At 45.3% G+C, this 23,758-nt stretch carries 17 protein-coding genes, 2 tRNA genes and 2 pseudogenes; 5 read left to right on the top strand and 16 right to left on the bottom strand.

Going from position 1 to position 23,758, the window contains the following annotated elements; translation table 11 throughout:
• Positions 1–42 precede the first annotated feature (42 nt).
• The 5 genes from RUMAL_RS03375 (at position 43) to RUMAL_RS03355 (ending at position 5,090) form a co-directional block, all read left to right on the top strand.
• On the top strand, positions 43–1,503 hold the full coding sequence (locus tag RUMAL_RS03375; RefSeq protein WP_013497401.1) for a YfjI family protein: 1,461 nt from the start codon (positions 43–45) through the stop codon (positions 1,501–1,503).
• Between the two features lie 102 nt (positions 1,504–1,605).
• Entirely contained in the window at positions 1,606–1,902 is a 297-nt protein-coding gene (locus RUMAL_RS03370) for a helix-turn-helix domain-containing protein (protein WP_013497400.1), read from the top strand.
• Positions 1,903–1,905: 3 nt separating this feature from the next.
• Positions 1,906–2,088 carry a hypothetical protein gene (locus RUMAL_RS03365; RefSeq protein ID WP_013497399.1) on the top strand — a complete coding sequence of 61 codons (183 nt, stop codon included), beginning with the start codon at positions 1,906–1,908 and terminating at the stop codon, positions 2,086–2,088.
• A gap of 164 nt (positions 2,089–2,252) precedes the next feature.
• A complete protein-coding gene (locus tag RUMAL_RS20515) occupies positions 2,253–3,785 on the top strand; it encodes a plasmid recombination protein (RefSeq protein WP_050793253.1) in 1,533 nt (510 codons plus the stop codon).
• Positions 3,786–3,899: 114 nt separating this feature from the next.
• Positions 3,900–5,090: a tyrosine-type recombinase/integrase gene (locus RUMAL_RS03355; RefSeq protein WP_013497397.1), complete on the top strand. Its 1,191-nt coding sequence runs from the start codon at positions 3,900–3,902 to the stop codon at positions 5,088–5,090.
• A 118-nt stretch (positions 5,091–5,208) separates the two neighbouring features.
• Here RUMAL_RS03355 and RUMAL_RS03350 read toward each other — a convergent pair.
• The 16 genes and pseudogenes from RUMAL_RS03350 to RUMAL_RS20500 all read right to left on the bottom strand — a co-directional run bounded on the left by RUMAL_RS03350 (position 5,209) and on the right by RUMAL_RS20500 (position 23,757).
• A tRNA-Glu gene (locus RUMAL_RS03350) sits at positions 5,209–5,283 on the bottom strand.
• Positions 5,284–5,303: 20 nt separating this feature from the next.
• Positions 5,304–5,380, bottom strand: a tRNA-Met gene (locus RUMAL_RS03345).
• A gap of 313 nt (positions 5,381–5,693) precedes the next feature.
• On the bottom strand, positions 5,694–7,328 hold the full coding sequence (ptsP, locus tag RUMAL_RS03340) for a phosphoenolpyruvate--protein phosphotransferase (protein WP_013497396.1): 1,635 nt from the start codon (positions 7,326–7,328) through the stop codon (positions 5,694–5,696).
• Positions 7,329–7,351: 23 nt separating this feature from the next.
• Positions 7,352–7,612: an HPr family phosphocarrier protein gene (locus RUMAL_RS03335; protein ID WP_013497395.1), complete on the bottom strand. Its 261-nt coding sequence runs from the start codon at positions 7,610–7,612 to the stop codon at positions 7,352–7,354.
• 14 nt (positions 7,613–7,626) lie between these two features.
• Complete coding sequence (locus RUMAL_RS03330) at positions 7,627–8,589, bottom strand: carbohydrate kinase family protein (protein WP_013497394.1); 963 nt, start codon at positions 8,587–8,589, stop codon at positions 7,627–7,629.
• Positions 8,582–8,824 (bottom strand): GH32 C-terminal domain-containing protein, encoded by a 243-nt coding sequence (locus tag RUMAL_RS22330; protein ID WP_242837788.1) that lies wholly within the window; start codon positions 8,822–8,824, stop codon positions 8,582–8,584. The genes RUMAL_RS03330 and RUMAL_RS22330 overlap by 8 nt, the downstream gene beginning before the upstream one ends.
• 171 nt (positions 8,825–8,995) lie before the next feature.
• A pseudogene (locus tag RUMAL_RS22325) lies at positions 8,996–9,922 on the bottom strand (glycoside hydrolase family 32 protein); the annotation flags it as partial.
• 29 nt (positions 9,923–9,951) lie between these two features.
• Positions 9,952–10,578 carry a PTS sugar transporter subunit IIA gene (locus tag RUMAL_RS22815; RefSeq protein ID WP_336470110.1) on the bottom strand — a complete coding sequence of 209 codons (627 nt, stop codon included), beginning with the start codon at positions 10,576–10,578 and terminating at the stop codon, positions 9,952–9,954.
• An 87-nt stretch (positions 10,579–10,665) separates the two neighbouring features.
• Positions 10,666–11,785 (bottom strand): annotated as a pseudogene (locus RUMAL_RS22810) (PTS transporter subunit EIIC); the annotation flags it as partial.
• Between the two features lie 189 nt (positions 11,786–11,974).
• The gene (locus tag RUMAL_RS03315) at positions 11,975–12,967 is read right to left on the bottom strand and encodes a LacI family DNA-binding transcriptional regulator (RefSeq protein ID WP_013497393.1); all 993 of its coding nucleotides are present in this window, start codon (positions 12,965–12,967) and stop codon (positions 11,975–11,977) included.
• Between the two features lie 199 nt (positions 12,968–13,166).
• A complete protein-coding gene (locus RUMAL_RS03310) occupies positions 13,167–19,031 on the bottom strand; it encodes a hypothetical protein (protein ID WP_013497392.1) in 5,865 nt (1,954 codons plus the stop codon).
• 17 nt (positions 19,032–19,048) lie between these two features.
• Positions 19,049–19,408 carry a hypothetical protein gene (locus RUMAL_RS03305; RefSeq protein WP_013497391.1) on the bottom strand — a complete coding sequence of 120 codons (360 nt, stop codon included), beginning with the start codon at positions 19,406–19,408 and terminating at the stop codon, positions 19,049–19,051.
• Positions 19,409–19,421: 13 nt separating this feature from the next.
• A complete protein-coding gene (locus RUMAL_RS03300; RefSeq protein WP_013497390.1) occupies positions 19,422–21,341 on the bottom strand; it encodes a serine/threonine protein kinase in 1,920 nt (639 codons plus the stop codon).
• Between the two features lie 23 nt (positions 21,342–21,364).
• Entirely contained in the window at positions 21,365–21,535 is a 171-nt protein-coding gene (locus RUMAL_RS21645) for a hypothetical protein (RefSeq protein WP_013497389.1), read from the bottom strand.
• 9 nt (positions 21,536–21,544) lie between these two features.
• Positions 21,545–21,883, bottom strand: coding sequence for a hypothetical protein (locus tag RUMAL_RS03295; protein WP_013497388.1), 339 nt, complete (start codon positions 21,881–21,883; stop codon positions 21,545–21,547).
• Entirely contained in the window at positions 21,883–23,757 is a 1,875-nt protein-coding gene (locus RUMAL_RS20500; RefSeq protein ID WP_013497387.1) for an FtsK/SpoIIIE domain-containing protein, read from the bottom strand. The genes RUMAL_RS03295 and RUMAL_RS20500 overlap by 1 nt, the downstream gene beginning before the upstream one ends.
• Between the last annotated feature and the right edge of the window lies 1 nt (position 23,758).

The raw sequence follows: 23,758 nt of genomic DNA, 5'->3' as shown, positions 1-23,758 counted from the left end.
AGCGCTTTATAAAATATCAAACGAAAGGACGATGATCGATCGTTGAACAATGAAACACTGTGGGCAACCCCCACACCCCTCCGTCCCGACGGGACAAACCTCCTGCTGTTCCCTGTGAACGCTCTGCCGCCTATTATAGGAGACATGGCACAGGCGATAGCGACTACAACCTCAACAGACGTTGCAATGGCAGGAACTTCCATACTCTCGGCGGTAAGCTACTGCTTTTCGGGAGTTTACAGAATGTCTGCCAAGCGTGACCACACCGAGCCACTGGTGCTTTACTCCCTAACCGTTGCAGAGCCGAGCTTTAAGAAATCGCCTGTTATTTCTCTTGTGAAGCGTCCCTACGCCACATTCGCCCACGACTGGAACGAGAGCAACAAGCAGGATATTTTCAAGTCGCAGGCTGAACGCAAGCTGTTGGAAAGCAAGATGCTCGCTCTTGAAAAGAAAGATGATGTTACTGCCGAGGAGATAGCCAAGCTGCAAACCGACCTCAGCAATATCCCTCAGAGCAACTTCCGCAGGATAGCGGTGGACGATGTTACACCTGAATCGCTGGTACGTCTGCTTGAAGAAAATAACACCTTGCTGATGATCTCCGATGAAGCAGGAATGCTCGGTAATTTCAGCGGACGTTACAGCAACAACGTTCCCAACATTGACCTGCTTTTGAAGTGCTGGAACGGCGAAACGTTCATCAGCGACAGAGCGACACGAGCGAGTATTGTCCTCAAAAAGCCTTACATGAGCGTTTGCCTTGCTTGTCAGCCCTATGTGTTCGACAGCATGATAAACAACACGGCATTTCGTGGCAGCGGACTTATTGCACGTTTTCTGTACTGTTTCCCGAAAAGCAATATCGGCTCACGAAAGTATGACACGCAGGCTGTCCCCGAAGCGGTCATCGAAAACTACAAAAATCTGACATACAAGCTGTTGCAGGATAAGTTTACTTTCCACAGCGACATGGAGAAATATCTCCACTTCGACGGCAAGGCTTACGGCGAGTTCGTTGACTACTACAACAATTACATTGAACCTCAGCTTGTCACCGATATGGCTTTCTGCAAGGATTGGGGCGGAAAATATCACGGACTTATCCTGCGTTTGTGCGGTATTATTCACTGCATAAAATGTGCGCTGAACGGCTCTGACCCTGTTGAAGTTCGTGTCGATCTGGACACCTTTTGCAACGCAATTGAGATCGGCGAGTATTTCAGAGAGCAGGCGATATATGCTTACAGCTTGGGTGACACTGACTTTGCAACCGTCAAAGCCGAGAGGGTACTTGCCAAAATACGCTCAAAACATATCACGAAGATAAGGCAAAACAATCTGCACCACCTTTGCAGATGCACCCTGTTCAAAAACGCTCAGGACTTTAACGAAACGATAGATATGCTGGAAGAATACGGCTATCTTCGCCGTTTTACAAGCAAGGGCTCAAACAACAAAACCGTGACCGATATTGAGGTCAATCCGCACGTTTTCAGTTAAGGGAATCTGTCTTTTGCACCTTTTGGGCTTTTTGAGATGCAAAAGGTGCAAAAATCCCAAAATCCATAAAACACAAACCGTAGAAAGAAAGAGGTTTAATTTATGACTACAACACAGAAAAAAGCAATCGTAGACAACATTCTGGAGCTGCTCATTCAGCTCACCGAGGACGGAGAGAACTCCGCTCCGCAGACAACCAAAGCACCGACTACCGACAAGGTGGAGATGCTGACTATCAAGGAGAGCGCCGCATTCATCAGCGGACTCTCCGAACACACCGTCCGTCAGCTTGTGAAGCAGGGCAAGGTGAAGTCTGTCCGCACAGGCGAGGGCAGGAATGGAAAAATCCTTGTGAACAAGGCTGACTTGATCGCCTATTTCAACGGGAGGGAGGTGTGAGATATGGTCGATATGGAAAAGGTAAAAGCGCTGACTTCTATCCTTGAAGAAAGAAGCGGTCTTGATGTGCGTGAAGCTGTTGCTCGTTCGTTTTTCTATCTCAATTCTTATGAGCTTACGACTTACAGAAAAGAGATAGATCATCTCCTCGAAACTTTTGGTGTTGAGGAAGAGCCGACGTTCTGATTTTTGCAGTTTTGCTGATCGCATTTTTTGAGTTTATGTAATGCGTTTTTCGCATTACTGTGTCCACATTTTCGGCTGCTTTGTCAGCCGTTCAGCCCCGCAGGGCGCAATAGACACTTCTGATAGACGGTCGCTCGGCTGTCGGAAGTGTCTTTGCGTTACTCTTGCCAAGAGTAACAGAAGCAAATTCGGCTCCTGCCGAATTTTTCGGTGCTGCGCACCGATTGCCTGCTGTGCAGGCTTCAATATATATGCCGCTCCGTCGGCAGTTGGCGAATAGCCTTTTACCGCTGTGCGGTATCAATGATTTAGGAGATGATATTATCGTAAAAAGAACCCTGAGCGGCTGTATCGGCAAGGGTGATCTGAACCACAACAACCGCTCGATAATCACGGCGAATGTAGATAAAGAAAAAATCGCCGATGACATAATAATTTGTCAGCGTTCTCTCAAACAACTCTATCACGATCTGTTCGATGAAGCGCTGGAAGAATTCAACGCAAGACAGACAAGGCGTGACAGGAAAATTGCAAACTATCAGGAGCATATCCGTCACAGCCGACAGGAGAAAGAATTCTATGAAGTTCTGTTCCAGGTCGGCAACCGTGATGATACGGGTGTGGACTCCGAAATGTGCAAAGAAGCGGCGGCTGTTCTGGAAGAATATGCCCGTTCATTTGAGGAGAGAAATCCCCATTTGAAGTTGTTCAATGCCGTGATACACATGGACGAAAGCACGCCCCACCTGCACCTTGACTTTGTGCCTGTGACCGACGAGAAAAGAAAGAACGGAATGCGTGTCCGAAACTCTCTGACGGGTGCTTTACGTCAGCAGGGCTGTGAGAGCAAAGGTATCAGCAGGACGATCACGATAGACTGGCTCGAACAGGAGAAGGTTCACATCGGTCAGCTAATGCTGGAACGTGGTATCGAATGGGTGAAGCTGGAAGAAGCAAAAGAGGGTCTGCCGCTGAAAGAATTCAAGCTGAAAAAGCGTCAGGAGGAACTTGACGCAGCCGACAAGCTGATAGATATGAAGCTGTCCGAACTGAGTGCCGTGGAGGACAAAGTGAAGTCGGCTGAAAGCACGCTGGAAGACACAAAGAAAGATATTTCCGAAAGCGAGGAAAAGCTGTCCTCGGTGACAGAAGAAACCGAAAAGGCAGATGCCAAGCTGTCACAAAAGATCGAGCAGGTCAATAAGGCATTGACCTATCTTCCTGATATGGAGAAAAACTTTGATGATGAACACGAATATCTTGTCGCCGTATCGGAACTCGACAAACTGCTGAAAAGCGGTATGTCAATACTCAGGAACAAGGATTCTATCCTCAGTTGGATAGACACTTTGAAGAGCCTTACGAAAACAGCTATGGAGAGGCAGCGCAAAGCAGACCGCACCATTTTCAGTCTGCACAAGCGTGGTGATGAGTTTATCGCCGAGCGTGATGAAGCTCGTGAGAAGCTGAATGCTGTCAGAAAAGAAAATTCGGGTCTTTCTTCCGAGTTGAAAACGGTCAAGTCCGAAAACAGGAGATACAGCGAGGTGTATTCAATGCTTGAAAGGATAGCACCCGATATTCTCAGACAGGCGAAAGCGTTGGTGCAGGAAGAAAAAGAACAGCGTCAGCGAGAGCAGGCACAACAGATAGAATACCAGCCCACTAAAAAGAAAAAATCGTGGGGACTTGAATAACACAAGATAGAACAAGAGAAAAAATGTTACAGCGTACCTTGACAACGCCGATATATTGCGCTACAATATGTATTGAAAAGGTACGCTGTGATATTTACCGAGGAGGTACATATTATGGCAACTATTCAGAAACGTGGCGACAGCTACTCTATCAGGGTTAGCTGTGGCTACGACAGCAAAGGCAAGCAGGTGATCCGGTCCATGACGTGGAAACCCGAGCCGAAAATGACAGCAAAGCAGATCGAAAAAGAGCTGAACCGTCAGGCGGTCATGTTTGAGGAAGCCTGCAACAAGGGCTATCAGAGCAAGGCTATCAAGTTTGAGGTGTTTGCTGAACAGTGGTTTGAGGAGTATGCAAAGCCAAATCTCCGCAACACAACATATGAACGTATGCTTCAACTCCGCAAGAGGGTGTATGCCGCTATCGGTCATCTCCGAATGGACAAGATCACGCCGAGACAGATTCAGGCTTTCGTGAACTCGCTCTCGAAAGAGGGTGCAAACGAGCGCACGGGCAAGCCACTCGCCCCTAAGACGATAAGGCATAACCTCAGCTTCGTGTCCGATGTGTTCGCTTATGGCGTGAAAATGGGTGTAATCAGCGACAATCCCTGTGCAAAGGTCACGCTCCCCAAGAACGAACAGACGGAAAAGAAGATCTATACGCCCGAACAGGTACAGAGATTTCTTTCTCTGCTGAACGATGAACCCTTGAAGTACCGCACTTTCTTTAACTTGATGATATACAGCGGTTTCAGACGTGGCGAGATGCTGGGACTTGAATGGAAAGATGTGGATTTTGAGAACAACATCATCAGCGTCCGCCGCACAAGCAACTACACGGCGAAGAAAGGCGTTTACACCGACACAACCAAAACACGCAAGTCGCAGAGAACGCTGAAATTTCCGCAGGCGATCATGGATATGCTGAGGGAGTACAAGGCAGAACAGGACGAGCAGGCGCTCAAATGCGGTGACAAGTGGGTGGAAACAGACCGTCTGTATGTCAAATGGAACGGCGAACCTATGCAGAACGGCACTCCTTATTTCTGGCTCGGTGAGTTTTGCGAGAAGCACGACCTTCCGTTCTACGGCTTGCACAGCTTCCGTCACTTGTTCGCTTCACTCCTCGTCAATCAGGGAGTGGACATCGTGACCGTTTCGGGAGCGTTAGGACATTCGACGGTTTCTACAACAAGTAATATTTATTGTCATATGTTGGAAGAATCCAGAGCGAAAGTCTCCGATGCTGTCAGCTCGGCACTCGATTTCTCAGGCAAGAAAAAAGAGCCGAAAGGTGCTTGACCTACGGCTCAGACCTCCGCATTTTCAAAATAAAGAACAGATAAAGAACAAAGCGGATTTTCACTATAAAAGAAAAACTCGGAAACGGCGATATTACGCTGTTTCCGAGAACGTTGAATGGTGACCCGTACGGGAATTGAACCCATGATTACGCCGTGAAAGGGCGTCGTCTTAACCTCTTGACCAACGGGCCATATTTTTACGGGAGATAAGTGGTGGCGGTAACTGGATTTGAACCGGTGACACCCTGGGTATGAACCAAGTGCTCTAGCCAACTGAGCTATACCGCCGTTTGGTTATCTCCCGTAACGACTTAATTATTATACACCAATTTCACGCGATTGTCAATAGTTTTTTTCAAAAAAATCCTCATTTGTATACTTGCATAGCTAGATATGAAATCAAAGCGATATTATTGTGCATATATGCTTATAAACTTGCATATTTCTGCTGCTTTTATCCACTTTTTCTTAGTTGTATCATTATGATTATGGATCTGTGATCGTATCATAACAATTACAATTTAACGGGGCGCACTCTGTTCACGGAAATTTTACAACAGAAATAAAGATATCTTCCGCAAAGAAATAAGTCCGACTAACATCAGTCTCTCAGATCCAGACTTCTCACCTTTTCACGAAGCGGAAGCACATAGGAAGGCGATACCGACAATTCGTCAATACCCATTCGCAAAAACGTTTCCGTTAGCGTCAGATCCGCAGCCAGTTCTCCGCATATACCTATCCACACACCATTTTCATGAGCATTCTTCGCTGACATCTCTATAAGGCGCAGCACTGCCTTGTGGTGAGTATCAATGAATGGATCCAGTTTGGCATTCTGACGATCGCAGGCGAGGGTATACTGTGTCAGATCATTAGTTCCTACGCTGAAAAAATCCACCATAGTTGCCAGCTGATCGCTTATAACTGCTGCAGCCGGAGTTTCGATCATTATACCTATCTCGGTATTTTCATCGTATCTGATACCCTCACTTTTCAGTTCGTCCTTGACCGAGCTACACATTGACAAACATTTTTCCACTTCAGCCGTACTTGTTATCATCGGGAACATTATGCCAAGCTCACCGAAAGCAGATGCTCTGAACAACGCTCTCAGCTGAGTTCTGAATATTTCGTGACGGGTAAGACATATACGGATAGCACGAAGACCCAGAGCCGGATTATCCTCTTTATCCAGACCAAAATAGTCGATCTGCTTGTCAGCTCCGATATCGAGTGTACGGATTATGACCTTCCTGCCTGCCATGCTTTCAAGCACCTTACGATAAGCCGCAAACTGCTGTTCCTCCGTCGGGAATCCATCTTTTTCAAGGTAGAGAAATTCACTCCTGAACAACCCTATCCCACCCGCATCGTTGGCAAGTACAGAACCTATATTCTCTGTGCCGCCGATATTCGCGAATATATTTATTCTTCTGCCGTCAATGGTGATATTCTCCTTGCCTTTGAGTTCCTGCAAAAGCTGTTTTTTCTTTTCGTCATCTGCCAGCCTGCGGGTATACTCCGTTATAGTCGCTTCATCGGGAGATACTATTATATCCCCGGTATGGCCGTCAACTATCACCGTATCTCCGTCGCAGATAGCATCAAGAAAAGATTCGCCCACACCTATAACGGCAGGTATGTTCATGCTTCGTGCCAGTATAGCCGTGTGAGAATTCGGAGATCCGAAGGCTGTAACAAATGCCAGTACCTTATCTTTGTCAAGAGATACAGTTTCGCTGGGTGCAAGGTCATCCGCACATATCACATATTTTTCGGACGGATCATTATTATTCGCTCCACCACCCGAAAGGCACAGGATCAGCCTGTCGGAAATATCCTTTATATCCGCCGAACGCGCCTGCATATATGCGTCATCCATAGAAGCAAACATCTGTGCAAAGTTATCCGATGTAACAGCAACTGCATATTCAGCATTGACCCGCTGGGTCATGATCATGCTTTTTATGGAATCGTTGTAATCATCGTCATCAAGCATCATTATGTGTATACCGAATATCTCTGCATTTACTTCACCGACTTCTCTGAGTGCCTTTTCGTATATCTCTTCAAGCTGACTTACAGCCAAAGCCTTTGCAGCCTCCACACGGGCAAGCTCTTTTTCGGTATCGCTGACAGTTTCACGGCGTACCTCTGCCGATCTTCTGCTGAACACCCTGATCCTGCCGATACTGTAAGCCCCGTAAACGCCCCTGCCATGATATACTGTCATATTTCTCACCGACCTTTCGCATACTAAAGGTTTTCTTTCATGAATTCTTCAATGCCCTTTACTGCTGCATCTTCGTCATCACCTTCAACAGTGAACCTGACAGTATCACCGCGCTTGACCCCAAGACTCATCAGCTTCATGAGTGCTGTGCCGTTTATCGGCTCTTTACCTTCTTTTTCAATAGTTACAGTACTCATAAAGCTCTTTATCAGCTTTACTAGATTTCCTGCAGGTCTTGCATGGATACCGATCTCATCCTTGATAGTATAACTGAATTCTTTCATGCTTCATCTTCCTTTCATATCTCGGGTATTTCTTCAAGTGTTGGATAGGATGCTATAGCACCTTTACGCTGAACGCTCAGCGCACAGAATCTGTTTGCGAATTCCAGACATTCCTTCAGCTTATCCTCCGTCAGCTGTGCGAGCAGATCATCGCCCGAACTCATAGCTTTTAATTTCCAAAGAAATGCACCTGCAAATCCGTCGCCCGCCCCTGTTGTATCAACAGCCTTGACATTGATCGACGATGCGTATACCTTTGCATTTTCAGTGAATGCGTAAGCGCCCCTGCTTCCACAGGTATACAGCACAAGCTTCACGCCTTCTGCAAGGATAGCCTTTATACCTGTATCCGCATCATCATAGCCTGTCACAAACTCCAGTTCCTCATCGGATATCTTTACTATATCGCTCAGAGGTATGAACTCACTTACAGCCGATCTCAGAGCTTCCCTGCTGTCCCACAGGGCAAAGCGAAGATTCGGGTCAAAGCTTATCACGCCGCCTTTTCGCCTTACTGTATCTATAGCCTTGATGTGAGCACGCTTCATGGGAAAATCACCGATATCCACGCTGCAGAAATGAAGTGCGAAAACATCATCAAAGTGATCCTCCTTTATGCCGTCTTCATCAAGCAGCATATCTGCCGAGGGTTTGCGGTAAAAGGAGAATGTCCTGCCGCCGTCCTTATCAAGTGATACAAAAGCCAGTGCTGTGTTTGCCTTGTCTGTAAGAGTGATACAGCTTGTATCAACATCAGCCGCGTTGAGCTCATCTATTATCTTATGCCCGAAAGGATCATCACCAAGCTGAGTTATCATCCTCGACCTTCCGCCCAGCTTTGAGAACGCTGCACATACATTTGCAGGCGCACCGCCTATTTTCGGTGAGAACGCCGATACCTCACCGAAACCGCAGCCGCTCTTATCCGGTATGAAGTCTATAAGTGCCTCACCTATGGCAGCAAGCACATCATTCATCGTTTATCACCTCTATCCCCTCAAGTTCATACACCGAACCGCTTACACCTTCCACCAAAAGGGATATATCGGTATCCTCCGGATACATCCTGGTTGAAAATACGATCTTTCCGCCGTTAAGATACACCTCCGCCGATGAGGTGTCAGCTATCAGGCGTATATCCCTGCAGCTTTCAAGTTGTGCATACCTCACATATCTTCCGCAGCCTGCATTTTCCGAAATAAAGCTAAGCATGACCTCACCGTTCTTGTATTCCAGAGTTAGTATGCCTTCAAGAGTGACTTTGAATTCCTTATCTGTACGCCCTTTGAGTTCAAACGGAAGAATTGTCTGTATACTGTCACCGCTGTTTATCTCTTTTTCTTTTCTTCGGAGAGTCTCCAGTTCCCTTACAGGATTCTGAAGGATATCTCCATTATCATCTACTGTCAGTTCCCGCGGAAGAGTCAGGCAGTGCTGCCAGCCGCATCCTACAGTCGGATTGCTGTAAGGTATATCACCAATACCTTCCCAGCCGATAAATATCCTTCTGCCGTCAGGGGCTTCAAAGGTCTGTGGGGCATAAATATCAAATCCCTTGTCCCATTCGCGGAAATTTTCTGTTCTACCGTTCGCCAGACTGAAATATCCGGAGCTGTATACATTCTGATGGATATACTTACTATGTACCAGTCCCTGCGGAGATAACCCCAGGAACCTGTTCTTCCCGATAGTGAACTCATCGGGACATTCCCACATATAACCCATATCCTCAGCCGAATATCTTCCGATTTATGCCCAATGTTCAAGATCATCTGATCCGTACTTCAGTACACAGCCCTTGTCCTGCAAAGTCCTTGCCCCAAGCACCATATAGTATTTACCGTGTTCTTCCCATACCTTAGGGTCACGCACATGGCACGAGCAGTCTGCTGGATAGTCACAATTACGCAGAAGCACCTTCTTCGGACTCATATCCTGTCCGTTCTTCGTGGTAACAAGTATCACATTTGCACCGCGCCCCGATGTTACATAATCGTGGTCGCCTTCTTCCTTGACGTTGCCTGTATAGAAAAGATACAAAGTATCCCCTTTCACAAATCCGCAGCCCGAATATACTCCGTCCTTGTCCTCAGGCGTATCAGGATATAAAACGATGCCGGCATATCTCCATTTTATAAGATCCGGACTTTTCCAGTGTCCCCAGCATTTCCTGCCTTCCCCGATCGGGCTGTCAGGCGAATACTGAAAATATACATGGTATTCGCCATTGAAGTAGCAAAGGCCGTTTGGGTCGTTTATCCAGCCGCTTTCAGCTTCAAGATGAAGCTTCTGTCTGAAATTGTTTTTCATATAATGATATCACCGTCCGTGTGGATATATCACTTGGTTGTTTCAAGCAGTTCATCAAAGTAGTTTATTCCGCCGTCAGTTGTTCTGCGGATATCCTTGTATTTCTCGGAATTTGTTATGATAACAGGGCTTATGACGCTGTATCCCTTGTTCTTCAGAGTCTGGATATCAAAGGTTATGAGGGTATCTCCGCGTTTTACCCTGTCACCCTCCTTAACAAAAGCATCAAAGCCTTCACCACCGAGTTCAACAGTATTCATACCGATATGTACAAACAGTTCCATTCCGTTATCCAATGTAAGGCCAACAGCGTGATGAGAATCAAAGAGTGTGGATACCTTGCCGTCTGCAGGTGCAACTACCTTGCCATCCATAGGATCAATGGCTGCGCCCTGTCCGAGTGTGCCTGATGCAAATGTCTTATCGGGAACTTCTTCCAGAGCGATAGCTCTGCCGCTCATAGGAGAGTATACACAGTTGTCTTTGTAATTCTTTTCAGGAACTTTTTCCTTTGTGGGAGCATAGAGTATCCACGAAAGAACGAATGCTACAACTGCCGCTACTGCAAATGTGAGCAGATAACCAAGGAAGCTATCCGTAGTGATCAGGAATCCGAATATACCTGTAACGCCGCTTGCGGTTGCATAAACGTTCATGATAGAAGCTACTGCTGCGCCGCAGGCACCGCCTGCCATACCTGCTACCAGAGGCTTGCCGAAACGTACATTGACACCGAAGATAGCAGGTTCGGTAATACCCATGAATGCGGAAAGAGATGCAGGGAGAGCCATAGACTTGAGCTTCTTGTTCTGAGTCTTGACTGCTACCGCCAGTGCAGCAGCACCCTGTGCTACGTTTGCAGCGGTAGCGATTGGCATCCCAGATGTTTTTGGCGCTGTCAGCCAGCATGGAAAGCTCGATAGCGTTGTACATATGGTGAACGCCTGCTACTACAGTTGGAGCATACACAGCACCCATAATGAACGAACCGATACCGAAAGGCAGAGCGATGAGCCACTGTGCACCGGTAAGTACCCAAGATTCGACCTGAGCAAATACAGGGCCTATAACGGTCATTGTAAGGAATCCTGTTACAAGAACGGATACCAGAGGTGTAACGAAGAGATCGAACATCTCGGGTACGTGCTTGTGCAGCCATTTTTCAATGACTGACAGAAGAAGTATCGCGATGACTACGGGTATAACGTGACCCTGGTAACCTGAATTGTTGATTTTCCAGAATCCCCACGACCAAAGTGTCTTCAGATTGACTGAATCCCATGCATTTACAAGACTCGGGTGTATCATTATCATACCTATGACCGCACCCAGATAGATGTTTGCACCGAATACCTTTGCAGCACTTACAGCTATAAGTATAGGCAGGAATGTCAGCGTTGCATTTGAGAACATATCCAGCAGTGTATACAGGTGGCTGTCCGCCATACTCGGGAACGCTCTTGAAAGACCGCCAAACAGTCCGCACAGCAGACCTGTTGCAACTATCGCAGGTATGATAGGTACGAATACATCACCAAGTGTCTTGATACCCCTCTTATACCAGGGAGACTTTGCAGCTGCCGCTTTCTTCACATCTTCCTTTGAAGCAGCTTCTATTCCTGCAAGCTGTATGAATTCGGCATACACCTTATTAACAGTACCTGTTCCCAGGATTATCTGAAGCTGTCCCGATGCCTCGAAAACACCCTTCACACCTTCAATGCCTTCCAGCACAGATTTTTCTACCTTGCTGTTGTCAGCTATCACCAGCCTTAAACGTGTAGCGCAGTGTGCTGCACTTGCAAGGTTCGCTTTTCCGCCTATCGCATCAAGTATCTCAGCTGCGATCTTATTATAATCCATAGAACCCACCCTTTCATAAATTTATCACCATTTTTTTGCTGAAAGTTTATCACAATAATATGTGATACCGTTTTCATATTGTACCATCATTATATCATAGTTTGCATTTCTTGTCTATTGGCATATAATAAGAATTCCGGATTCCTTTTCGGTTTATTTCACACAGTTTCACACTCTTCTTTGTACAATTTATCCAATGCGTCCGGTTGACTCTCTTTCTATAATATCATACTCCAGCTGCACTATACGGTGCACCTCGCTGCCCTTCTTCATTTCGTTCAACAGCATATTCGCACTTTCTCTGCCGGCAGTCTTGTAATGAAGATGTACCGACGAAAGAGGTACATACAGCACATTAGCTATACGCGAATCTCCAACAGCGCCCACCATAAGGTCATCGGGAATGCGTATCCCGTTTTCACGGCAGTACTGCATCGCACCCACAGCAATATTATCCGTGGCACAGAAAAGACAATCCGGCTTGATCCTTCCCGAAAACAGATGCTTTGCCTTTTCGTAGCCCGATTCCATACTGAACCTGGCTATTTCACAGAACTTCGGTTCAAGAATCAGCCCCGCATCGCGCACAGCGTTTTCAAAGCCTATCCTGCGGTCTTTTCCTGCCGCCATGTCTTCAGGGTTCGCACCTATGAATGCAGGACGTTTCGCGCCCTTGTCGATCATCAGCTTTGTCATACTGTATGCCGCCCCCAGATCATTATGACATACACAGTTGAATCCCTTCAGCCTCTGACCGACTATTATCGTAGGCACACGCATTTTTGCAAGCAGTGAACGATGAAGATCGGTGATAACACCTGCAAGGAGTATGACACCATCCACACGGTTCTGCCTGAACAGCTCCAGAGAACTTATCTCCCGCTTATTGTCATTGGACGTGTTTACCAGCAGCAATTCAAAGCCTTCTTCTCCCAGCACCTCACCGATCCCCTCGGTCACCCTTGCCGTACTCTCACTTGAAAGCTTAGGTATTATAACGCCCACCAGCTTTGTCACCTTCGAGCGAACTGTCCTTGCTGAATAACTTGGCACGTATCCCGTTCTCTCAAGTGCTTCTTCGATCCTGGCACGTTTATCCTCCGAAAGATAGCCGTCATTGAAATACCTGCTGACAGCAGATACCGAAACTCCTGCTTCCTTTGCAAATTCAGAAATATTCATACCGCACCTCCTGTTATGAAAAACTATATGATATCGGTTTCATATATATTATCACTTTTTATCACAAAAGTCAATACGGATGTAAATTTGTTTACATCTGTCGTAAAACTATTTCACATTCATTTTCATAACATAAAAGACCTTCCTCAGCTAATGCCTCGGAAGGTCTTGTTATTTGTTATTATGCCATACTATTGCATCAGTTTCCCGATGCTCTGCGGCGCTTGCTCCTTGCTACCAGAGATATTCCGCCTACCGCGATGATAAGACTTGCAGCTCCGCCGGCACCGATCCAGATCCTGGAGTTGCCCACAGAGAAGTGTTCAACTTCAGTGATTATGCGTGTATTGCCCGCCTTATCTACCAGCTTTGCACCAATGGAATAGCTTCCGTTTGGCAGAGTAACTGTAAGCTCATCATCCTTAACGCTGTAAGCTGCACTGATGATCTTGCCATCTACCTCAGTGCTCAGACCATTCGCTGTTATCTCCTTGCCGTTGACGTATACCACTGTTTCACCGTCATCAAGCACTTCACTTATGTTAGAGAATGTAATGGTCTGCTCACCCGAGCCCTTGAGCCAGCCCCAGTTTTTCAGGTAATCCGGAACTGCACACTCAGGCTTGGTATTGTCGATATACATCTCGCCCAGATCAACATATTCGCCCTCATTCTCCGCTCTCAGATAAAGTCTTGTATCAGTATCCTCAGTGAAGTTGGTAGCGAAATAATCACCCGTAAGCTTGTACCTTTCAGCGTTCACCATGTACATATCATTATCAATGACCTTCTCACTGACAGTTGTAGCATAGGTATCTGTTTCAGCATCAGTATCCTTATCGACCAGAAGCAGCTTAGGTGATGTACCTTCCTTAGAGAACATTACTATGTCAAGATCCTTGAAGCTTGTGGGCTGTTTAGAGATAGGACCATATTCATCATCCTCAAAGGAGTACCATCCGGTGCCCTCCTCCTTGCTGCTGTTTTCTATATAAGCAAGCATGGAAGTGTTCATCATACGTACATAGGTATTCTCGCTTATCTCACTCTTGTTGCCTGCCAGATCCACTGCGTACAGCTTTACTGAATATACGCCGTCATCTTCAAATTCAGGCAGCGTGTATCTGATAGTATCCTGTGACATAGCCGACTCAGTTTTCTGTATCTTCAGTGACTTGTCCTTAGCGTAGTCGCTGTAATCTTCTTCAGACTTCTTCTCAACAGGCTCTATCTTACCTATTTCCCTGCCGTCGCTGTATACGGGATTGAAGGATGTAAGCTCATAATCAAGTCTGTAAAGGTTCAGATCGTTGAATTCAACGAATGGTGCTTCATCTTCAAATCTGTCGATGTCATACACAGCCAGTGCTTTGTACTTGTCCTCTGTCAGCTCAGCATAATCGCCTTCGCTGCGTGAACCCAGTACAGGCACAGTTGTATCTACCTCGAATATATCTGTACTGCTCTCAGAACCTTCTGCGATATCTCCCGTATTTCCTGCACGGTCAACAGGTGTTATCTCTATCCTGTATACACTGTCCTCATCCAGTTCAAAATTCAGTGTGTGGCTGTCCTTTGAAGTATCGTGGATCCAGTTGTAATCAGGACGGCTCTCGTACCATTCTTCCCCATCCTTATCTTCATGAGCGCTTCCGGGCTGCTTTGTCAGTACCCTTATGTTAAGATCCTCCTCATTGAAGTTCTTATCTTTTACGTTTACCTCAAAAGCTGCTTTTCTGTCGTCCTGATTGTTCAGATAAAGCTCTGTGCTTCCGCTGATATCATCAGCTGTACCTGTCTTGAAATCTGCAAAGTTGTTGGTTATCACAGGCTTGGTCTTGTCTATAATAAAGTGCTGATCAGGTGTGTATGTTCCGGGGTTGCCTGCAAGGTCACTGTATTCAAGACTTACAGTATAATCGCCGTCCTTAGTCAGATTTACAGTTGCAGTGTGAACATCGCCGTTGCCTTCCTGACCTGACCATGATACCTTCTGCTCCTCACCGTTTACAAGCACCTTTGCATCATTAGGATCAAAGTTGTGCTCAACTATCGAAAGGTTTACAGACTGATCCTTATCATAATACATACCGTTTCTGGCATCTGTATTTCCAAGTCCTGTACTCAGTTCCGGAGCTGTCAGGTCAAGGGAGTATACTGCAGAGCTCTGTATGGTATTGCCTGCATTGTCTGTCATTATTACTTCAACAGGGTTGTCGCTGACATCACTCTCCACCTGTATCTTGAATGATACCTCGGTGATAAGGTTAGCATCAGTGTTTACTATCTGCTGTTCAACATCATAGTCGCTGTACAGTGACATATCTGCTGTTGAAGCTGTCAGATGACCGTTCTTGTTATCCTTGCCTACTGACCAGCTTATATCGGATATACCTGAGAATGTATCCTTTACAGAAACATTCAGTGTGAGTGCATGATTATAGAATCCGTTCTTCTCAGTACCAAGAGGTGTTATCGTGATAGAAGCGTGCTCCGAATGGAGAGCCTCGTCCTCGATAATAGCGCCGTCAGGCGTTTGATTGCCTGAATCATGGCCGACCTTATCATATGCCTTAGCAGTGATATATCCCTTGAATCCCTTGCGTATCGGGAAATTAACAGAATAGACACCGTCTCCCTCATCATTCAGCAGTGAAGCATCAACAGACCATGTAGTTTCGTTTCCGTCTGCCTCATTAAGACAAAGATCAACGTGTGATATGCCCGATGCAAAGCCGGGGTCCTTTACATATACTATAGCTGTAACGTCATCCTTGAAGAAGTAGCCGTAATTATCATCACGTACAAAGGGCGCCTCTTCATTATTATCACCGATATTGAAATTGAGTATCTCTGGTGCTTTGTTATCAACATAGAAATGTTTAGAGTCTTCGCCGGTATTGCCCGCATTGTCTTCTGCTACAGCTTTCAGATTATACTCGCCCTCTTCTTTTATACTGTATGAATATACGGGGTCACTGTCAGTGTATTTGCTTTCATTAAATTTCTTGCCATTATATTCATCTTCATTAAGAAGCTCTTTGTCGCCGTTAAGGATTTTTACTCTCTTCAGACCGGACATAAGTGTGCCCTTGTCATAAGCTTTCACCTTACAGTCTGCTTTATCGACGTACCAGATCTTTTTACCGATCTTCACGGCTTCTTTATTTTCAACTATAAGATCTACAAAAGGAGCACCATTTTCAAGTGTCATGGAAAGATGCTCTTCAGCATTTTCAGGGTCCTCCATTATGATCTTACCCGGATCTTTGTTTAATGAGTTAGCTGTGAAATAGTAGTTGTTCTCATTACCCAGTCTATCTCTGACTACCAGATGAGGTACACCTGTTCTTATAGGTGCAAGATCTTTAAATACTATTACGCCGTTATTGTCAGCTTTGACAGTATAGCCCTTATCTTTGCTTTCAAGGGTCTCGCCCCACATAAGCGTAGCACTATCAACACCTATACCATAAGGATTATCCTTAGCATTTATTACCAGATCGACTTTTTCTTTGCCGAAAATACCAAACCTGGTAAAATTCATCAGGCTTTTCTTATTTTCGTCTTGATCACTTGATCTGAAATCCACACTTTCGATCTGAGGTGCAATCTTATCAACATAGAATTCAAATACTTCTTTGCTGTTGGTTCCTCCGTTGTTCAGATTAACAGTTGCACCTGCCAGATTGGTCACACTTCCGTCTATGGTATATCTGCCTGATTCCATATCAACAGGTATCTTCACAGGACCTGCCTCCATGACAGGAGATGGATATTTTTCCTCATTGGTATAGTCTTCCGAATCACCATGACCATCTATCTCACTGCCGTCATCATTATGGAAAACTATATTGTGTGATCTGAGTCCCTTATCTTCCTTGAATGTGAATTCAAAATAATTGCCCTCTCCGGCACCAAAGTACGGTATCTCTGAACCATCTTCTCCATCAACTATTTCTACTTTTTCACCCACTGCTTTACGGATCAGCTGAGGCGCAGTACTATCGACCTGAAGAACTACACCTGTAGGAACATTCAATGAAAGCTTTTCACCGGTCATCACAGTCTTATTATTATCAACTGTCTTAAAATAATAAGTGTTCTTATTACCCACCTTATCCGGGATAACGATAGATATCTCACCGCAGCAATCATCTTTTATTCCCTTGAATACCAGATTGCCTTCTTCTAATTCTGCCGTTCTCTTGGTGATGTCATCTATTTTGAGCAATACCTTAGAAGGATCTATACCGCTCAGATCATTTTCAGGCACTATAGTCAGATCGAACTCATTGTTTGCGTAGATACCGTCTTTAGTATAATTCAGTTCCTTGTTTGCAGTGTAATCATTACCCTTAATCACAGGCGCTTCTGTATCTACTATAAATCTGTGATCGTATGTCTGTTTGTTTCCTTCAAAATCGAGAAGTTCTATATGCACCGCATAAGTGCCGTTTTGATCTACATCGATCGCTTCCGATCTTATTTCAGTTTTGGGCACTGAGTAATATACAACTTCACCGGTAGTTTCGTCTTCGCCCTTCGTAACAATACCATCTCTCAGATCGACCCGGCGCTCAGGCATAAACTCCTTACCATCTTTAGTAATATGTGCAGAATACTCAGCGATACCCACATCATCTTTAAGAGTAAATATCAGCTTGTTGCCTGTTTCGGTCTTGTCAAAAAGGTATGCTGTTACACTGTCTTCAAGTTTGGATTCAAAATCATAAGGTCTTATTTTATGTTCACCCGGGATATTAAATGTGGAGATAACATCACCGTCATTTGACTTTGAGTACCAGAAGAATACATCCGCATCGGTGTGACAAGGTTCTGCGGGATAGCATCCGTCACTTGCCTCTATAGTGAACTGATAAATGCCATGCTTCGCGGAATCTTCCAGACCCAGCTCTGAGAACGGTATGTATACCACGTCCTTTTCAGGCTCTATATCTTTGGGCACATGAAGTTCGGATATGTTGAATTTTTTGAACTCATCGTCCTTTGAACCCCATTTGACTGTCACCTTGCAATTATCTCTGTTTGAATCGGTGACCTTTACCTTTAAGTAGGAAACACCACTGACATAGGTATAATCGGTGTGCTTGTTATCCTTTACCCTGTCATCACCGTACTCATGTCTGAAGGGTTCCTCTTCTGTATACTCTTCTTTATCTTCTGTCTTTTTGATTATATTGCAAGCGCCCTTATATTCCACAACAGGGTTGTCAATATCATTAACAAATAATACTTCCGAAGTGGTAAGATTACCGCTCATGTCATAAGCATAGACATATACATTCTTGAAAAGGATATCCGAAGTACATGGTATGCAGATATCATATCCGCCGCCTTCTGCATTGTGCTTATCAAGAAGCTTGGTTTTTTTCGGATCCTGTATATCATTATCCTTTTCATATTTGGTTCCTACAGAATAATAGATCTTGTCGATATCCGAAACCTGATCTTTGATAGGCGAGCCATTTCTGATAATCGGCATGATATATGGCCAATATCCGATAGTACCGTATCCGATTCTGAATTCGTCAGGCGGATCTTTATCCAGCTTATAGTTCAATACAGGTGATATCGCTATTTTGCTCTCATCTTCAGTATCATTCCACTTGGCATAAAAGCATACGTACTTATTGCCCTGCTGAAGATTAGAAGTGTCGCTGTAAGATGCTGCCAGACCTGTTCTTATATCAGATGCATCAGGCGAAAAAGATTCATCCGACAGTCTGAAATAAATACTTGCACCATCATCGGTCTTTAACATCTCCCAGCCAGAGAGTTTCTTTACCCAGTTGCTCGAAACATGGGGCGTACAATAGAACTTAGGAGCGTTTTGGTGCACAGACTTACTGCGAGTCTGTTCGTCCGTAGTCACCTCGTCTGATGTAGTCAGTTCATCAGATTCAAATCTGTTGTTATTCTCCACCGATCCCCTGTTCGACGAATTTTCACCGCTTGAGTTGATCAGCCCCATAGGGATGCTGTTGTTAGAAATTATCGAAAGTGCTGCCACCATCGATAATATCCGCTTGGCGATAGTCATATATCTTCCCCTCTCCTTCAATTTTTATTCTCATTGAACAATATATTACTGAATGCCTTGTAAGATGTGCCTTTCATGTAAGGCTTGCCAACAGAAGAATACCTCCTGTACTTTTTCAAGCCGATGTACACCGCATACAAGAAAAACACAACTGCCGCACCGATGAATATCTTCACCATCAATATCAATGCAGCGGAATTATAACGAATATCCCATTCGTTTATGATACGTTCAAGTTTACCTGTGAACCTTAACGCAGCTATTGCCGAACCGAGCAGGAACATCGAAATGCCCACCGTTATCAGGAACGGCTTCCTGCCATGCTTAAAATATGCTCCAAGCAGTTCTGCCAGCTTCGATAACAGACCCAATCTCAATTTATCACACCTCTCATTCCTCAAAGCTTTCAAGATTATCCCTGACAGCACGTCTGACGATAGCATCAGGCTCGTCACTTTCCTGCTGTTCAACTATCTTGTCGATCTTTTCGTCAGTATTCAGCTGCTTCGCAAGGTATACCAGTAAATTGCGGTACTCATTCCTGTCACCGTACTTTACAAGCACCTCATAGCAATCATTTGCATATCGCGGCTGTCTTGACTCGTATATCTTCTCCAGTATCTCATAGCTGATACATTCGCTGTCATCCTTGATATCAAGATCTGCAGCTGCAGCATATTCCGAGAATACCATGAGTACCTGCCTGTCGGTATTGCCAAGAAGCTCATCGAACTTCTCCCGTGAATACCTCTTGTCAGGTATCAGATCCAGCAGCTGTGCCAGATCCTCAGCCTCCTCAGCACTCATGCCCTTTGTATCAGCACCGTCATTTTCATTATAATAAAAATCGTATATTTTCTCGTAAATACCCTTCCTGCCCTCAGGATCTGTCGCCTTCATCTGCTCCTTTGCAGCCTTTCTCAGCGCATCATGCTTTGAGACCTGATAGCTTTCCATAATGGTATCTATCTTCTTCTCTGCAAAATAGCCGCCGAAGAAATACAAAAATCCGAGAAAACACAGAAGTGTCGTCAGCAGCCCCATAAAGACTGCACTGACAGTAAAGGAATTACGCACCTTTATATCATCAGTCCTCAGCACCGCAGGTGAACGTTCCTTTGCATCTATTATATCATCCCTCAGCGATGCGTAGTCGTGATAATAATTCTTGTTGTCCTTGTCATAATAATCATGGGTCCTGGATCTTGTCGCCTTTTTGATTATCTGCTCCAGTTTTTCATAAAAATGCACCGAAGCCAGCGAAAGATCACGGTTGCAGTATGCATCCTCATTAAGCATCGCCGGTGTATCAAAAAAACGCTGATAGTGATAACCGTTTGAGAATTTCTTGCGGTACTCTGTATTGTTCATGTAGAGTACAAATATATTCATGCATTCCCACAGCGTCGCGCCAAGTGAAAAGATATCGCTCTCCACTGTCAGACGACAGCCATTCTCCAGCTCACCGTTCATATTTTCAGAGGTAAAGTGTGCATGAGGGACCATCACGGGATTATACGCCTCAGGCGCTGCATATCCCACTGTACCGTACTCCTCGGCACTTTCTCCGCCGAACTGCACCGTTACGTAATCCTTGCCGTAATCCATGTAGCTCGCCCTGCCGAAGTCAATAAGCACTACCTCATCGCCCGCATTTGTTATCATGATATTATCGGGCTTTATATCCATGTGGAGTATCCTGTTCCTGTGCATATAATCCAGCACATCACACAGCTTTACAGCGAAGTTGTATATCACACTCTGAAAGCGCAGACAGAAATCATTGTCCGTAACATACTTTCTTGTACGTTCCTTGTTTTCATCGCTGTAATCATCATACCCCGTAACAGCCGTCTTTGTTCTCATGACCAGAGGGAACTCACCGTATTCCAGACAGAATTCTTCAAGAGTTTTGCCCTCGATAAATTCCTCGACCACACAGAAAAATCCGTGACGGTCTATGTAGAATTCTTCCTCACCCTCAGCCACGTGTTCAAACCTGATAGAAAAATCACCAAGATCCTCTATAAGATCGTATATCCTTACGACCGAACGGCAGCCCTGAAGATCATTGAATATCTTCAGATCCTTGCTTTTGAAACGCCTTAGTATCCTGTCATTGATACCTCTGCGCTTGAATTTGAGCACACAGCTCATGCGGATGTTCTCGCTGGAGATACCCTCCGCCGCTCTTATGCCTTTGTATACTATACTCTCTGTACCGCGTGCGATAAAACCATCGCCGTATCTGTACAGATCTTCATAGCTGGTATCTATCGTGTAAGTGAATTTAGTGCCGTGTATCTGCATAAAGCTGCGATGCTCCAATCCGATCAGTCTTCGTCTATAAATCCGAGCAGATCAAATATATTGACCTGAAATTTCTCTTCGACTTTCTTTTCGGTCTCATACTTCTTATTCTGCACCTGTACAACTTTTTCCTGCGGGTCGAATTCCTCTTCCTGCTGAAAATTGTCAGTGCTGTTCACAAAACCATTTGCCATAACAGAATGTTATTCCCCGTCACTGGCTTGTTGCCTATTGAACTTGCCAAGCTCATCGTCAGCGTCGCTGAACTGCTTTCTTATATCCGCGAGAGTAGTCGAATTGATCGCTTCTATCGTAGTTTTCAGGTCACCTATCTTTTCAAGGATATGATCTGTTTCCTGCTTGTACTCATCAGCGCCTTCGCCTACCCAGATAGCCAGCAGCTCACTATTGACATTATTGAAGTCTTCTTTGATCTTTTCAAACTCATCTACAAGCCCCGGTGCTTTATTTATAAAAGCTGCAATTTTAGTTATATCAACGGACTTGAATACGCTGTCATCTACTACAAACTCGTCTGCCATCAGAAATCCTCCTCTTGTATCATCTTAAACTTTTTCAGGCTGTCCGCCTCTACGTCATAATAATAACCATCGCCCTTTTCACAGAGCGCGTAATCTGCTTTCAGCATCTTTACATCGAGATCACCGAATATGGTCTTCTGTCCTTTCTCCGATACGAACTCCGCGATATTATCAAGCACGAATGCCGTGTGTACCAGAGTATTGAACTTATCATTCATCTCGATGTCCGACATTTTCCTTACGTCTGAGAATATGAATATGTAATCTCTTTCCTCCGCCATATCGGAAAGTATCGGCATGATGTATTCAAGGAACTGCTTGTTTTCCCGCACCGAGCTGTATACCAGCTTGCTGTGCAGCACGAATACCGTCGGGTCACGGAAAGTATCCAGGCACCCTATAGGCACATTCGGATTTCTCTCCAGCATGGAAAGATACTCCTTGCCCGTGTAAAGCAGGCTCGCAAAGTTGCCCACATCCACGCATTCCTCGTGTATGTATTTTATAAGCTGCTGCATAGGTGAAAGCTTTGATCCCTGAGGTATCACAGGCTTGCTTATCTCGGGGGGCTTCGCGAATCTCGGCTCAGCCTTCTGCCCGCTGAAAAAGCTTCCGCCTGCCGATGTCCTACCACCCATCATAGCTGATGCCGCGGACACCACAGGTTCGGGCTCTTTCGGCTTTTCCTTCTCCAGCTCGCTCCTAGCCACATATTGTGATATGTACGTTGCCGCCGGGAACTTATCTTTGAGCATCTTCAGCTGACCGCGTCCGTCATCAAAGAGTACAAGCTTTCTTGTGTCATGTTCCATCAGGTTAGTAACGATCCTGTCCAGAAGCTGATCCTGTCCGGCACCTCGCTTAGCGTATACCGCCAGAAAACGTGAATCCTTGAAATTGACCACAACAGGCTTGAAATCTACATAGTCCAGCCCAACAGCAACTTCATACTGCGGATCGGTTATATCCTGTTCGCCCTCCAGCTGATGATAGTATTCAGCCACACCGAAGGTCTGCGGGAATATCTTGTACTTCTCCACCTCTTTACCGAAGCACTTCTTATCTGCATCGTACTGAAATTTCTTGTGGAGATTTATCCTGAAATCACCCTTGTTTATATCCTCTGCGAAGCTGCAGTGTATCTCATAGGGCGAGTTTATGTTGTAGGTACCCGTTATCTCGTGATACTTCCCCTTGCGGTCCTTTTCGCGAAGTCTCATGGTAATATTCGCAAAACCGCGTCCGGGTATGTTTCCTATGCTTGATACCTTTCCGCCGAAGATCTCACCGTACCTGTCATCAGAAAGGTTGAGAGCGATCTTCTGCCCAAGGTTATTGATGTATGAAGTCATTCCCTTGTTCTCCGATGCAGTCACCACTACGGAGATACCTTTCGACAGACCGTCACGGCAAAGTCTTGCAAACTTTTCCTGATAGCCCTGATATCTCGGTTCATCAAGGAATGAATTGAAGTTGTCTATAAAAAAAGTTATATGCCTTGGCTGACCTTCCTTTTTAGCAGCAAATCCCACACCCTGCAAAGCCCTTGTGTTTTCTTTCAGCTTGGTTTCCAGTATCTTGAAAACACGCTTTACGTACTCCTCATTGGAATTGTCAAAATACGCTGATACCAGCGGCATAGTCTGATAATCAGCCAGTGCGCCGCCGAAATCGAGTATGAATATCTGCTCGTCCTCTACATTCATCTTCTTGTGAAGGATATTGATTATCAGCCTTATAAGATTAGTTTTGCCGCTCTGGGGTGAACCGAACAGGAGTATGTTCGACTTCAGCAGATCGACCTCAAAATCAGGCTGCTTCTGCAGAATGGGAACATCGTATTTTCCAAGTTGAACTATGATGCTTTCCGTCATC

It is taken from the genome of Ruminococcus albus 7 = DSM 20455, from assembly GCF_000179635.2.
Classification (GTDB): Bacteria; Bacillota; Clostridia; order Oscillospirales; family Ruminococcaceae; genus Hominimerdicola; species Hominimerdicola alba.
This window is presented reverse-complemented; position numbering and strand designations above follow the sequence as displayed.

Bases quoted from the DNA above. Each gene is read 5' to 3' on its own strand.
- RUMAL_RS21645 (WP_013497389.1), bottom strand. From the start codon at position 21,535: ATGGCAAATGGTTTTGTGAACAGCACTGACAATTTTCAGCAGGAAGAG.
- RUMAL_RS22815 (WP_336470110.1), bottom strand. From the start codon at position 10,578: ATGAACGTTTATGCAACCGCAAGCGGCGTTACAGGTATATTCGGATTC.
- RUMAL_RS03335 (WP_013497395.1), bottom strand. From the start codon at position 7,612: ATGAAAGAATTCAGTTATACTATCAAGGATGAGATCGGTATCCATGCA.
- RUMAL_RS22330 (WP_242837788.1), bottom strand. From the start codon at position 8,824: ATGCTTAGCTTTATTTCGGAAAATGCAGGCTGCGGAAGATATGTGAGG.
- ptsP (WP_013497396.1), bottom strand. From the start codon at position 7,328: ATGACAGTATATCATGGCAGGGGCGTTTACGGGGCTTACAGTATCGGC.
- RUMAL_RS03370 (WP_013497400.1), top strand. From the start codon at position 1,606: ATGACTACAACACAGAAAAAAGCAATCGTAGACAACATTCTGGAGCTG.
- RUMAL_RS03315 (WP_013497393.1), bottom strand. From the start codon at position 12,967: ATGAATATTTCTGAATTTGCAAAGGAAGCAGGAGTTTCGGTATCTGCT.
- RUMAL_RS03355 (WP_013497397.1), top strand. From the start codon at position 3,900: ATGGCAACTATTCAGAAACGTGGCGACAGCTACTCTATCAGGGTTAGC.
- RUMAL_RS03310 (WP_013497392.1), bottom strand. From the start codon at position 19,031: ATGACTATCGCCAAGCGGATATTATCGATGGTGGCAGCACTTTCGATA.
- RUMAL_RS20500 (WP_013497387.1), bottom strand. From the start codon at position 23,757: ATGACGGAAAGCATCATAGTTCAACTTGGAAAATACGATGTTCCCATT.
- RUMAL_RS03365 (WP_013497399.1), top strand. From the start codon at position 1,906: ATGGTCGATATGGAAAAGGTAAAAGCGCTGACTTCTATCCTTGAAGAA.
- RUMAL_RS03300 (WP_013497390.1), bottom strand. From the start codon at position 21,341: ATGCAGATACACGGCACTAAATTCACTTACACGATAGATACCAGCTAT.
- RUMAL_RS03330 (WP_013497394.1), bottom strand. From the start codon at position 8,589: ATGAATGATGTGCTTGCTGCCATAGGTGAGGCACTTATAGACTTCATA.
- RUMAL_RS03295 (WP_013497388.1), bottom strand. From the start codon at position 21,883: ATGGCAGACGAGTTTGTAGTAGATGACAGCGTATTCAAGTCCGTTGAT.